The 13772-nt window shown below is 39.4% G+C and carries 8 protein-coding genes; 5 read left to right on the top strand and 3 right to left on the bottom strand.

The features are described 5' to 3' along the window. The first annotated feature begins 87 nt into the window (after positions 1-87). A complete protein-coding gene (locus ACFFIP_RS11755) occupies positions 88-1110 on the top strand; it encodes an acyl-CoA reductase (protein WP_382387845.1) in 1023 nt (340 codons plus the stop codon). Here ACFFIP_RS11755 and ACFFIP_RS11750 read toward each other — a convergent pair. Next, the gene (locus ACFFIP_RS11750) at positions 1107-2861 is read right to left on the bottom strand and encodes a sensor histidine kinase (protein ID WP_382387844.1); all 1755 of its coding nucleotides are present in this window, start codon (positions 2859-2861) and stop codon (positions 1107-1109) included. The two genes, ACFFIP_RS11755 and ACFFIP_RS11750, sit on opposite strands and share 4 nt — an antisense overlap. 126 nt (positions 2862-2987) lie before the next feature. Between ACFFIP_RS11750 and ACFFIP_RS11745 the strand changes: the two genes are divergently transcribed. From ACFFIP_RS11745 to ACFFIP_RS11730, 4 genes are all read left to right on the top strand, one after another. Beyond that, complete coding sequence (locus ACFFIP_RS11745; RefSeq protein WP_382387843.1) at positions 2988-4289, top strand: TIGR00366 family protein; 1302 nt, start codon at positions 2988-2990, stop codon at positions 4287-4289. Between the two features lie 282 nt (positions 4290-4571). Next, entirely contained in the window at positions 4572-6833 is a 2262-nt protein-coding gene (locus ACFFIP_RS11740; protein ID WP_382387842.1) for an aconitate hydratase, read from the top strand. Positions 6834-7248: 415 nt separating this feature from the next. After that, entirely contained in the window at positions 7249-8466 is a 1218-nt protein-coding gene (locus ACFFIP_RS11735; protein WP_382387841.1) for a porin, read from the top strand. A 146-nt stretch (positions 8467-8612) separates the two neighbouring features. Then, entirely contained in the window at positions 8613-11708 is a 3096-nt protein-coding gene (locus ACFFIP_RS11730; RefSeq protein WP_382387840.1) for a PAS domain-containing hybrid sensor histidine kinase/response regulator, read from the top strand. Here the strand turns inward: ACFFIP_RS11730 and ACFFIP_RS11725 are convergent. Further along, positions 11696-12637 (bottom strand): tetratricopeptide repeat protein, encoded by a 942-nt coding sequence (locus ACFFIP_RS11725; RefSeq protein ID WP_382387839.1) that lies wholly within the window; start codon positions 12635-12637, stop codon positions 11696-11698. The genes ACFFIP_RS11730 and ACFFIP_RS11725 overlap by 13 nt on opposite strands. After that, on the bottom strand, positions 12615-13703 hold the full coding sequence (locus tag ACFFIP_RS11720) for an AI-2E family transporter (RefSeq protein WP_382387838.1): 1089 nt from the start codon (positions 13701-13703) through the stop codon (positions 12615-12617). Before ACFFIP_RS11720 ends, ACFFIP_RS11725 begins: the two co-directional genes overlap by 23 nt. Between the last annotated feature and the right edge of the window lie 69 nt (positions 13704-13772).

The raw sequence follows: 13772 nt of genomic DNA, 5'->3' as shown, positions 1-13772 counted from the left end.
AAGTTGTCATGCTAATTAATTTATATTCATTCTATCAAAAAAAACTTCTTTTCAATTTCAATATCTTTGCAGCAGAACAGGAAAAAGATGACGATACTAGAAAGAATTAAAGCTTTTGGTTTATTGGGCGACGTAATTCGCAATTTAAGTGAGGATGAATTTAATGATCTAGCAAGAAGGATAGAAAATAACAATAATTGGTTTACACCAACCCAAATCAAAGTGGCATTCGAGGCATTGACGGAGTTTTTGGATGAAAAAAAAATGATAAGCTGGCTAAAGTCTTATCAATTGGAGACGCCTGATCAACCAAAGAATATAGGCATTATGATGGCTGGAAACATTCCTGCTGTGGGATTCCATGACTTGTTATGTGTCTTGGTAGCAGGCCACCGCGCATCTGTAAAATTGAGTTCCAGCGATGCAATATCCATTAAATGGTTGGTGGACAAGCTTATCCAAATCGAGCCTCGTTTTGAGAAGGAAGTTACTTTTGAAGAAATGCTGAAAGGAAAAGATGCCTATATCGCCACGGGAAGTGATAATTCAGCTAGGTATTTTGATTATTATTTCGGTAAATATCCACACATCATCCGTAGAAACAGGACTTCTATAGGGGTCATAACTGGAGAGGAATCCCAGGAACAATTGTCTTTGTTAGGGGAAGATATCTTTCAATATTTTGGATTGGGATGTAGGAATGTTTCGAAGATTTATGTCAAAGACGGAAAAAATCTCAGGGATCTTCTAGACAGTCTTGAAAAGTACAGTTATGTGGCTGACCATCATAAGTATCATAATAATTATGAATACAATAAATCTATTTTCTTGGTCAACAAAGAGCCACATTTGGACAACGGCTTCCTCCTTTTGAAGGAAAGCGAAGAGCTTGTGTCCCCAATTGGTGTACTATATTACGAGTATTATCAGGATAAAAAGGATTTGGAAAGGAAAATAAAAGCACTGGAAGATAAGGTACAATGTGTGGTCAGTAATAAAGGCTGGTATCAGGAAAGTCTTAGTTTTGGGAATGCCCAATGTCCAACTTTAAATGATTATGCCGATGGAGTGGATACGATTGCTTTTTTAAAAAAACTTTCAGCCTCCTAATGCGCTGATTTGGGTAAGTTAAAACTAAAAACGCTTCCTTTGTTGAGTTCGCTCTTGATGTGTAGGGTCCCGCCGTTTTTGGTAATGTAATCTTTGACCAGGATCAATCCGAGACCGGTTCCGGTCTCTTTGTTTTTTCCTCTTGTCGTAAAGGATTCCCCAAGATTGAGTTTTTTGAGGTTTTCTTCGGGAATTCCCATACCTGTATCAATAACCTGAATAGAAACAGCATCAAGTTGTTCTGTGGCAGACAAAAGGATTTGGTCTCCCCGTCCACAGAATTTTACGGCGTTACTGAGCAGGTTTCGGATAATCAGGTCAATCATGTTTTTATCCGCAAAAACTTCCAGTTTTCCATCTTTTTCGGTTTTCAGCACGATTTGTTTGTCATTGGCGAATTTTTTAAAAAGTGCTTCCTGCTGATCGATCAGAGGACCGATATTGAATAATTTCTTTTGGATGAATTCACCCTTCATCTGAGCACTTGTCCATGCCAATAGGTTTTCAAGCAATATGGAAACCGAATCCATGTTTTTTGAAATCTCCGGCATCAGCTCAAAAAATTCTTCCTGGCTTATCAGGCCTTCATTGGTCATTTTTACCAATTCCCTAATCCCAAAAATAGGGCCTTTTAAATCATGTGAAATGATCGTAAAAAGCTTGTCTTTTAAAGAATTCAGGTTTTTTAATTCCTCTGTCTGCTTACTGAGCCTTTCAGAAATCTCTTTTTCCTCAGTGATGTCATCAAACATGATGATGGAGCCATTGAAATTCCCCTTTGAATCGAAAATAGGAGTGATGTTTACCCCATATTTCTTTTGTAGACCGTTGTGGTTTAATTCAATTTCTGTTTTTTGGTTTTTCTGGGAGTCAAAGGCTTCCTCGATTATCGGCTTATCTTCAAATAGTCTGTTAAGTTTAATTCCGACAAGTGATTTTTTAGGGTACATCAGAATCGAAGCCATAAAGGGGTTGTAATCGATCACCTGTTTTTGGGAATCGAAGACCAATACCCCTTTGTCCAGGGCATTGAAGATTTTGTCCCGGGCAATAGGCCTGATGTTGAATAACCGGAATTTAATCAGGGCTATTCCAACGATAATGTAGAGAAACAAAAAAGCAAATGGCGTGAGGTCAATATGTTTGAATGGACCCAGTCCCAGCATGTAGGTCATGTTGATCAGCCAGGGTATGGTTCCTGCGGAGATCAAGAGATAGGTCTGTTTTCTGAAAAAAGTATCTTTATCCTTGAACCTGCTAAAAAGCAATAAGTTGCCTAACAAAAGTGCAAGATAGAAATACCCAACATGAACAAAATACCAAGGGCCTGCTTTGATGACCAATAAAGGAAAAGAAGCTGTTTCTAAGTCCAAGGAAGTTTTGGCATAATGAAAATGATGCCAGTCATTTGTTAAAACCAAAGAAAAGGTAAGGATGGGTATAAGAAAAATTGAATAGAAAACTTTTGTTTTGTTCCATCGCTCGAACCCAACATATTGCAGACAAAACCATAGCCAGGTGGCGGGAGCAAAAGATATACCTATATACTCCAGCTTGATCCAAACGAGCATGTCTTCCAAGCTTAGACTGGATAACTCCAATCCATAGCCAATTGCCCAAATGGCTACGAGCATCATGGTAATGGCAAACCATTGGATGACCCCTTTGGATTGTCTGATGATGACAGCGGAAATACCTGCCACTAACAAGCCAGAACTCAGTAAAATAAGGGAGAAGAGGTTGAAGTTCAATTTTGTACTAAGGGTGAAATCGGCTCTAAAAGTAAATATTTTTTTTAAGATTGATTAGTTTTAATATTTTGGTTTTGCGATTATCGTCCAACAGAAATTTAACAAACTGCATCAAGCTGATTTGGTATGAAGAAAAAGCTGAAATTCCCCTCAACTTTTGAGATAGCCTTACTACTGAGTTTGGTGGTGTTTTTGTTTGCTCTATTTCTCACAAAGCCACAAGGTGACCATTATGCTTTTTATGCTTTTAATGTGTTGAAATTTTGGCAGCAAGGTTTTTGGGAGCTCTTGGAGTTTACGATGCAGATGGTCCTCATATTGGTCTTTGGTCATGCCCTGGCTATCTCCAGGACTATAGATAAATGGCTAGGGAATATTTCCGCTGGTGTCCAAAGTAATAGACAGGCCGTACTGATAACAGGCCTTGTCGCAATTTTTGGGGGGTATATCAATTGGGGGTTCGGATTGGTGCTTGGGGCTGTCTTAGCTAAAAAAATAGGAGAAGAAGGAAAGGAGAGGGGTGTGCGGATCAACTATCCTTTGGTGGGAGCTGCAGGGTATCTTGGCATGTTGGTTTGGCATGGAGGTCTGTCAGGCTCAGCGACTTTGAAAGTGGCAGAGCGAGACCATTTTCTGGCCAATATTACTGGGATTATCCCAATCAATCAGACCATCTTTTCCGAATTCAATCTATGGATCAATGCGGTAATGATCCTTGTTTTGATTTTTTTATTGGTTTTCTTGTCCAAAAAAAAGGTCTCGGAGACAGTGGAAAATTTTCTTTCTAAAGAAAAAGTCAGGATTTTTCAGGGAAAAGATAGCTGGGGGTTTCTATTGGGCCTGTTGATCCTTTTGCTCGTACTGGGTGATTTTTTGCAATCCAAGGGTGTAGATTGGTCATTTGTGGACTTGAATTTTGTCAATTTTGTTCTTTTAGGTGCAGGTCTTTTTGCCTATAAAAGCCTCGAAGCCTATGTAAAAGCATTGGGGTATGCGGTCAAAGGTGCCACTGATATTGTGATACAGTTTCCTTTTTATGCCGGGATCTTGGGTATGATGAAATATTCAGGTCTGTTGGTGATGCTGGCGGATGATATGGTCATGAGGTCAAGTGCTGACTCTTTTCCCTTGTTGGCTTTCTTAAGTTCGGCTTTGATCAACCTTTTTGTCCCCTCCGGTGGTGGTCAATGGGCCATACAGGGACCAGTAATCATGGAAGCTTCCATGAAGATGGGTTTGGATTTGTCCAAGATGATTATGGCGTTTGCTTTTGGGGATCAGTTGACGAATATGTTGCAGCCCTTTTGGGCCCTTCCTTTGCTTTCCATCACTGGTATTCCCGCAAAAGAAATCTTCAGGTATACCTTTTATTTCTTTATTGCCGGACTTCTGGTCTTTGGTTTGGGAATATGGTTTTTTGTCGGTTAGGAAGCTGAAAGGTGAAATAATAACTTCTTTGATTAGAGTGATTTGGATGTCAAAGAAAATCTTTTTAGGCAACTTTAAACACTAAAATAGCGGAGATGCTTATGGTAAATTGAAATATCCCGTGGTTAATTTTGGACTTGAATGATATAAATTAAATGGAATCTGATATTTTTCGTCAAAAGCTTGCCTACAGTGTTATTTTACTTCCATTTTTGCCCCGTTTTTTTATCTTTGCGGTCGATTTGAAAATATACATACATTACCTTTAAATTACAACTAGCAATGGCGTTTGATATAGAAATGATCAAGGCGGTCTATGAGAAATATCCTTCAAGGATATCGGCTGCCCGAAAAGCAGTAGGAAGACCTCTTACCTTGACAGAAAAAATATTGTATGCGCACCTCACTCAGGGTGAAGCCTCTGAGGCATTTGGAAGAGGTGTGTCATATGTAGACTTCAATCCTGATAGAGTTGCAATGCAGGATGCTACTGCACAGATGGCTCTTTTGCAGTTTATGCAGGCAGGAAAAGATAAAGTAGCTGTTCCATCTACTGTTCACTGCGATCACTTGATCCAAGCTGAGGTAGGGGCAACTGCTGATTTGAACAAGGCCAAAGATAAGAACAGAGAAGTTTATGAGTTTTTGTCTTCTGTTTCCAATAAATATGGTATCGGATTTTGGAAACCGGGAGCTGGTATCATCCACCAAGTAGTATTGGAGAATTACGCATTTCCAGGTGGTATGATGATCGGTACCGATTCCCATACACCAAATGCAGGTGGTTTGGGTATGATCGCTATCGGTGTCGGAGGTGCAGATGCCTGCGATGTGATGGCAGGTCTTCCATGGGAACTTAAGTTCCCGAAACTGATCGGTGTGAAGTTGACAGGCAAATTATCAGGTTGGACTTCAGCTAAAGACGTTATCCTGAAAGTGGCAGGTATCCTGACTGTAAAAGGCGGTACCGGTGCAGTTGTAGAATACTTTGGAGAGGGTGCAAGATCTTTGTCCGCTACTGGTAAAGGTACGATCTGTAATATGGGAGCAGAAATAGGTGCCACTACTTCTATTTTCGGTTATGATGAAAAATCAGAAGCCTACTTGAGAGGAACTGAAAGAGGTGATATTGCAGATATGGCCAATACCATCAAAGAACACCTGAATGGTGATGCTGAAGTGTATGCCAATCCTGAAAAATATTTTGACCAGGTAATTGAAATCAATCTTTCTGAGCTGGAACCACATGTTAATGGTCCATTTACTCCGGATTTGGCTTGGCCGCTTTCTAAATTTGCTGCTGCAGTGAAAGAAAACGGATGGCCTGCTAAATTGGACGTAGGTTTGATCGGTTCCTGTACCAACTCTTCTTATGAAGATATTTCCAGGGCTGCTTCACTTGCTCAGCAGGCAGTTGATAAAAAATTGATCGCAAAATCTGAATACACCATCACTCCTGGTTCTGAGCAGGTAAGATTTACAGTTGAAAGAGATGGATTCCTGGATGTTTTCGGGAAAATGGGCGGTGTCGTATTGGCCAATGCCTGTGGACCTTGTATCGGTCAGTGGGCACGTCATGGAGCCGATAAGCAGGAGAAAAACTCCATCATCACTTCATTCAACAGAAACTTTGCGAAAAGAGCTGATGGTAACCCAAATACACATGCTTTTGTAGCATCTCCAGAAGTCGTTACAGCATTGGCAATTGCCGGTGACCTGACTTTCAATCCAATGACAGATACCTTGACCAATGAAGATGGTCAGCAGGTAAAATTGGACGAGCCAAAAGGTTTGGAATTGCCTACAAAAGGATTTGCGGTAGAGGATGCAGGATATCAGGCCCCAGCGCAGGACGGTTCTAAAGTGCAGGTGATTGTTGATCCTCAATCTGAAAGATTACAACTATTGGAGCCTTTCAAAGCTTGGGAGGGAACAGACCTGAAAGGACTGAAATTGTTGATTAAGGCTAAAGGAAAATGTACCACTGATCATATTTCCATGGCAGGACCTTGGTTGAGATACAGAGGTCATTTGGACAACATTTCCAATAATATGTTGATTGGAGCAGTCAATGCCTACAATGAAGAAACAAATAAGGTGAAAAACCAATTGACTGGTGAATACGGAGAAGTTCCTGCTGTTCAGCGTCAGTATAAACTTCAGGGTATTGGTTCTATTGTCGTTGGTGACGAAAACTATGGCGAAGGTTCTTCCAGAGAGCATGCTGCTATGGAGCCGAGATTCTTGGGTGTTAGGGCTATTTTGGTGAAATCATTTGCCAGAATCCACGAGACTAACCTTAAAAAGCAGGGGATGCTTGCCCTGACCTTTGCCAATCCTGCCGATTATGATCTGATCCAGGAGGATGATTCCATCGATATCCTTGGATTGACAGAGTTTGCACCAGGTAAGCCTTTGACAGTAGTATTGAACCATGCAGATGGTTCAAGAAATGAGATCAAAGTAAATCATACTTATAATGAAGGACAGATTGAATGGTTTAAAGCAGGTTCAGCATTGAACTTGATTAAAGCAGGTATCTAATTCTTTTTGAATTAAAAAATTGAAGCCAAGTGGGTATCCCGCTTGGCTTTTTTTGTTCGATTGAATTGAAAATTTAAAGCTAGAATCGAGCGGTCCTAGGGTTCCCTTTAAGCGATATTTATTGAATCTATTTGTTTAAAACATGAATTAGGGCTGCTTTTAATGAAACGAGTTTGAAAAAATGATCAAAATTTCATTTGACAGATTAAAAAAGGGGTAGCACTTGTATGGATTTTATATGTAGTTCCCTGTCATTGGTTTCTATTGTTTTGTTTTTGGTGAAAAATCACAAAAAAATGCTGATTTTTTTTGTAAATAATCTGCCTAAATGATTCAAAATCGCTTGTTCTTTTCATAATAATTCTGAAATTGGACAAGAATTAGTTGTTTACTTATTGGCAATAAACAGCCTTTTATGCACCGTTTGATTTCAAAGGTTTTAAAATTTCTTTCCTTTTCACTCCTCTTTTTTCTAACGATACTTGTTAGCGAGGCACAGACTGTGGAGTCTGATGAAAGGGCATTGCTCAAAGTCGATGAGGGTATAGGCTTTTCTAAGGACTCAGTATTCCTGATGAACTTTAGGTTCAGGATGCAGAACCGTGCTGGATTTAATACACTTGATGGGGATGATTTTGAAGTGAACCAGTTTGAGATGCGTGTAAGGAGGTTAAGGTTGCGCTTCGATGGATTTGTAGGCAACCCAAAACTTCAATATTATATTCAATTGGCGTTTTCCAGGGCTGATCTTGATCTAGAATCCGGTCTTGTCGCCCAACCAATCAGGGATGCTATTTTATATTATGTGTTCAATGACAACTTCTATATTGGTTTTGGTCAGTCCAAATTACCGGGGAATAGGCAAAGGGTGATCAGTTCAGGAAATCAGCAGTTTGCAGACAGGTCTTTGGCCAATGCCCTGTTCACCATTGACAGGGATTTTGGATTGTTTCTTTATCAGACTATTCCTTTTAAGAATGCTTCAATTATTCAATTAAAAGGCGTAATTTCCACAGGGGATGGGAGAAATGCACCTGCGATCAACAATGGCTTGGCTTATACCGGTCGCTTGGAATATTTGCCATTTGGGAAGTTTACAAACAGTGGGGATTATTCAGAGGGTGATTTGGAGTTTGAACCCAAACCAAAGCTTGCTTTGGGGATAACCTTTTCCAAAAATTATAAAGCCAATAGGACAGGAGGGCAATTGGGACCAGAATTGTTTGCCACAAGAAATATGGACAGCTTTATCGTCGATGGTATATTTAAATACCAGGGTTTGGCAATTTCTGTGGAGTATCTGCAAAGAACCTCATCAGACCCAATTACAAGTAATGCAGAAGGAGATATCAGGTTTGTGTCAGTGGGAAAAGGACTCAATTCCCAGATCAGTAAAATGCTTGATCCAAAAAATGAAATAGCCTTAAGATATACAAAAGTGACCCCTGATGCCAGTATAGCCCAGTTTCAAAATAGGGCGGATGAGCTTTTGGCAGGATATTCTCATTATATAAACGGTCATAGGATAAAAATACAGGCAAATTTTGGATATAAATGGCTAGAAGGTTTGCGTAGTTTTAACAATACGGGCAACTCTTGGGCAGGAATGTTTCAGGTTGAATTTGGGATTTAATATGTTAAAAAACATTTTCATACATTTTAAAAGCAAAAAATTTGGTACAAAAAACAAATTAATGTATGTTTACAACGTTAAATGATAATGATTTGAATTATCACCCAGTTTTAAGCTTTAAGAATCATATTTAGATTTAACTTTCAATGAAAGAAAGAGGTATTAATAATACTTTTAAGAAGATAATTTTCGAATCCAGCGAAATGGTTTTTTTGGCTGATGATTCTTATCCATATAATATTTTTTATAGTAATCAAGCCTTTGAAAATCAAATAGGTCAATTCTTGGATGAGCGAAGTTTGGTGGGATTGGGACTGGATATCAATTCCTACATCTTCAATGAAGAGTTGATTTTGACTTTCATGGGGGTTGAGTACACCTTTTTCTTAGAATTGCCTCAAGAGAATGCATCTAACTATTTCCTTTTCTATAAGGGCAAGGAAATGAGAGGGCAGGGATTGCCTGCCAAAAAAGACTCTCAATATTTCTTTAGAAACTCCATTGATCTTATCGGTATTGGTCAGGAATCATTTCTGACTTGGGTGAGTAATTCTATAAAGCCATTATTAGGTTATAATCCTGAAGAAATTGTCAATATTGAGCTTTGTAGCTATTTTCATCCTGATGACCTAGAAATGGTCAAGTCTTTACTTTTTGATGTTAGACAGGAGAGAAAAAACAGCAACTTTGTCGCCAGGATTCTCTCGAAAAACAGCAGTTATAGATGGTTTGAGTTTAATGTTCACTTTATCGTCGGCAAGTTTTATGCTATAGGACGGGATGTAACTGATATCCAACAGCAGATAGTAGACAAGCAGAATCTCAACGAACTCTATGTTTTAGGTGAGAAGATCAGTCAGATTGGTTTCTGGGAAGTAATGCCCCAGGATAACGCCATCTACTTTTCAGAAGAGATTTACGATATTTTTGGATTAAAAAGAAATGCGGCATTTGCCATTGAAGATATGGTAAACCTCTTTGCTGCAGGGGATAAGACTTTGGTTAAAAACGCCATTTCTTCCCTTACCGCCTCGGGTAAGGATTTTGATATGGTGCTTCAGGTCAAGGCTGGTGAAGATGGATATAAGTGGGTAAAATTCGCAGGTAGGGCCCACATGCTGACCAATAAACCACCCAGGGTTTTTGGCACTATTCAGGACATTACCAAAGATCAACAGCATCTTAATCAATTGTCTGTATATAAGGAAATATTTGACTTGACTCCTGATCCGGTATTTATCACGGATATCTCAGGCAAGATTACTTTTTACAATCAACAAGCTTTATTAAAATACAGTCCTTCCAATAACCATCAATTCCCTCAGGAAATCCGTGATATTGAACCTTTATTTATAGAAAAGGAAATTTGGGACAATCATGTGGAGCAATTGACTTCGCAGGGGAATAAACTGTACCAAAGTAGTTTCAAGAATGCTTCTGGGGATGAAAGTACGGTGGAAATATCCACTAAGTTTACCCAAATCCAAGGGCAAAACTATTTGATTTCCAGTATCCATGAAATCTCTGAGAGGGAGATAACTGTCAAAACATCCATGAATGAATCTATGGATGCCCTTTATCATTTGACAGAGAATATCCCTGGAGCACTTTATCAGTTTGTAGTGGATAAAGAAGGTGATATGAACTTCACTTACCTAAGTCCCGGTATTAAAAACCTCTTGGATCTTGAGGAACAGGAGTTGGCAGCATTTAAGGATGTAGGCAAAGCAATATCCAAAGTGCATCCTGAAGATATTGCAACCGTACTTACTTCAACAGTATCCTCCGCTAGGAAAATGACTTCCTGGACCTGTAAATTTAGGATAATTGAGCCAGGTACGAATAATTATAAGTGGGTACTCGGAGCTGCCAAACCAGAAGAGTTGGAAAACGGCGATGTGGTATGGTATGGCTACCTGACCGATATCACGGAACAGAAGAAATTTGAAGACAGATTGAGAGACGCCAAGGAAGAAGCGCTAAAAGCCAGTCAGGTGAAATCTGAATTTTTGTCCATTATCAGTCATGAACTAAGGACCCCTTTAAATGCAATTTCAGGTTCTGTTTATTCATTGCTTCAGGACGATCATACCTCTGTTCAAGCCTCTGCTTTCAATACCATCAATTTTGCTGTAGAGAATTTGATCACCATGATCAATGACCTTTTAGATTTCCAGAAAATTGAGGCTGGGAAACTAACGCTTGAAAAGAGTCCTATGAACCTGGAAGAGGTAGTCAGGAATGTGATCAGCGGATTGGAATTCCATGCCAAAGACAGTGGTAATAAACTTAGCCTGAAACTGAAGAATGACCTGGGATTTGAAGTGAAGGGAGATAAAGTCCGACTAGCGCAAATATTGAATAATCTGATTACCAATGCATTGAAATTCACGAATAATGGAAATGTGGAATTGGTAGTTGAAATTAAAGAAAATAAAGATTCAAAAGTCAAGGTTTATTTTGAGGTAAGGGATAATGGTATAGGCATAGCCAAAGAACATCAGGAAAGAATTTTTAACGAATTTGATCAAGTTCAACATTCTTTCAGTAAAAAATACGGAGGTACAGGACTTGGTCTCTCGATCACTAAGAAGCTTCTTGGTCTTATGGGAAGTAAAATTGACCTTCACTCTGAAGTTGGTGTAGGATCCTCTTTCTTCTTCGAAATTAACTTCGATAAATTATTCGCACAAACTTCGGTAAATGCTAAAGTCGAGCAAAAGCCGGTAGTTCCTGTCAAATCAGTACAGGATGTTAAACCGGTTGAGGAGGTAAAGCCTTCCCAGGAAGTAAAGACCGAAGCAGCTAAGGAAGCGCCAACTCCGCAAGCTGAGACACCGGTGACTTATTCCAGACCAAAAAGCTTGTCAGAAGTGAAATTGCTGATGGCTGAGGATAATGACGTAAATGCCTTGGTTTTAGGAAAAATCATCAAAAAATGGGGTATTCAGTACCATCGCGTCAGCAATGGCAAGCTTGCTGTTGAGGCAATTGAGGACGGGGAATACGACTGCGTTCTGATGGATATTCAAATGCCTGTCATGAATGGGTTTGAAGCTACTGAAAAGATTAAAGCCATGTCAAATGTTCCTGTTTTGGCCCTTTCAGCTGCTGACAAAATCGAAGTGATGGACAGAATAGACAAGACCGGCTTTGATGGCTATGTGGCCAAACCTATTGATGCCTCAGAACTTTTGAGAAAAATCAAAGAAGTGCTCAAAATCGCCAATCAGAGCGTCTGAGCCCTTTCCAGATATTCCTGAAGCAATTCCATTTCGGGCCTTTTGCTGAATACATCTTCCAGATATCTTAAAGCCAGTTCTTTGTCGCCTTTAAGGGTGTAGTAGATTCCTTTGTTTCTAAGCGCAAATAGGTTTTTAGAGTCCTGCTTCAATGAATAATTAATGTCTTCAATACCTGCCTCTAGATTCCCTAGAAATAAGTGGTAAAGGCCCCTATTGTTATAATAATAAGGCTCCCTCTGATTCAGTTGAATAGCTTTTTCCACTAAATCAAAGGCTTTCTGATAATTATTCAGATCAAAAGCAATCATGGAACGAAGGTTGAAGATATTGGCTTCGTTGGGTTGAAGTTCTTCCGCTTGTTTCAACAATAAATCCGCCTCCTCATAGTTTTTTTGATAAAACAGAATAGTTGCTTTATTGACAAGAAGGTCAGTGTTTTCAGGTTGGAGCGTGAGACCTCGATCAAAAGATACCAATGCCGCTTCATAGTTATCCATCCTCTCCGATATGAGGCCATGAATAAAATAACTTTGCCACTCATCTGGATAAGTTTTAATCAGTGTTTCTGCATCCACCAGCGCCTTGTAATATTCACCATTGTCCAATAAAGCCAATCCCCTTTGAAACAAGCTATTTTGATGTACTGGATCATTGACCAGGACCTTTCCATAATCAGCAATGGCGTCTTCAAGTCTATTGAGTCTTTGGTAAACCAACCCTCTGTTATAAAGGGCATCTATATAATCAGGGTCTATTTTAAGTGCTTCCGAATAAAAATCTACCGCTGCTTTGGTGTCATTTTCCATCAGTTTTTCATTTCCTTTTAATAGAAAGCGCCCCTTTTTATCTTCAGGACTATCGCAGGATGCGAAGAGAAGCATTGCCAATAAGGGCAGCAGCAAGCTAAGTCGTATCAGTGTTTTCATCAGTTTGGTTATTCTTTTCTTCTCCAAATAACAAAGCAAAGGGCTTGGTTGATTCACTGAGCTCAAATATTTGTCTCAATACGGCCAACGAAGGGATGATAATGATCATTCCGGCCACACCCCAAATCGAGGCACCTGCCATTAGGCCCACAAAGGTAATAAAGGCATTCAGGTTGACATTGCTTCCAACAATTTTTGGAGTAAGAAAATTACTTTCAATTATTTGGATCACCTGAAAAGCAGCAACTACACCAATGGGATACCAAAGGCTATCTTTGGTCAGGAAAGCAAAAATAGTCGGCAAAACAGCTCCCAAAAAAGGTCCAAGGAATGGGATGATATTCAAAACACCCGCAAATACACCAAAGAACACAGCATGTTTGATGCCTAATCCAAATAGTACTGCTGTATTGAGTACAGCTAGTATGGCCATGACTTTCAGTACGCCAATGATGTACTGTTGGATTACTTTTCGCAGATTTTTGATTTCCTGATTTACTTTTTCAGGTTTTTGGTTTTTAAATAGATGTGAAATAAAAGTCGTTAAATGATCTCTGTACAGTAAAAAAAAGAAAATGAATACAATTAACAGGAGAAATGAGGAAAGAGAGCCCAGTGTCCCCAATATAAAATCAGCCACTGATTTACTATTGGTCTGAAGTAGGCTGATCAGGTATTCCTGATCAATCCCTTTTCCGATTCCGATTTCTATTTGCAGCTTATCGCTCAGAAAAGTTTCGATTTGATTTAAATACCGATTTAATTTTTCACCTACATTTTCAAGATCACGACTGAAACTGGCCACTTGAAAGGCGATAAATGTTAGAATTCCCAAGATTCCCAGAATCCCTGATAACAGAGCAAGGATGGAACTTAGCGTTCGGGATACGTTTTTGCTTTCCAGCCAATTTCCTAGGGGTACCAATAATGCAGAAATGAATCCCGCCAAAAAAAGGGGTACTAAAATCCCCTTTCCAAGCACCAAAATAAAAACAATGACGATAATAAGCAGTAGGACTGCAAGTGCTTTGAGATAGGGAGGGAGCATCAGTTTTGTCTGATCCATATTGATTGAACGAGGTTTGAACAGTTTAGTAAAAGGGTATGTTTGTGGAATATTGAAGCAGATTGCGAT

This window comes from Fontibacter flavus (assembly GCF_042432905.1).
In the GTDB taxonomy this organism is placed as follows: Bacteria; Bacteroidota; Bacteroidia; order Cytophagales; family Cyclobacteriaceae; genus Fontibacter; species Fontibacter flavus.
Note: the sequence above shows the minus strand (reverse complement) of the source record. Positions and strands in the feature narration are given on the sequence as shown.

Excerpts from the sequence above, each read along its gene's own strand:
- ACFFIP_RS11725 (WP_382387839.1), bottom strand. The coding sequence starts at position 12,637 with ATGAAAACACTGATACGACTTAGCTTGCTGCTGCCCTTATTGGCAATG.
- ACFFIP_RS11735 (WP_382387841.1), top strand. The coding sequence starts at position 7,249 with ATGCACCGTTTGATTTCAAAGGTTTTAAAATTTCTTTCCTTTTCACTC.
- ACFFIP_RS11720 (WP_382387838.1), bottom strand. The coding sequence starts at position 13,703 with ATGGATCAGACAAAACTGATGCTCCCTCCCTATCTCAAAGCACTTGCA.
- ACFFIP_RS11740 (WP_382387842.1), top strand. The coding sequence starts at position 4,572 with ATGGCGTTTGATATAGAAATGATCAAGGCGGTCTATGAGAAATATCCT.
- ACFFIP_RS11730 (WP_382387840.1), top strand. The coding sequence starts at position 8,613 with ATGAAAGAAAGAGGTATTAATAATACTTTTAAGAAGATAATTTTCGAA.
- ACFFIP_RS11755 (WP_382387845.1), top strand. The coding sequence starts at position 88 with ATGACGATACTAGAAAGAATTAAAGCTTTTGGTTTATTGGGCGACGTA.
- ACFFIP_RS11745 (WP_382387843.1), top strand. The coding sequence starts at position 2,988 with ATGAAGAAAAAGCTGAAATTCCCCTCAACTTTTGAGATAGCCTTACTA.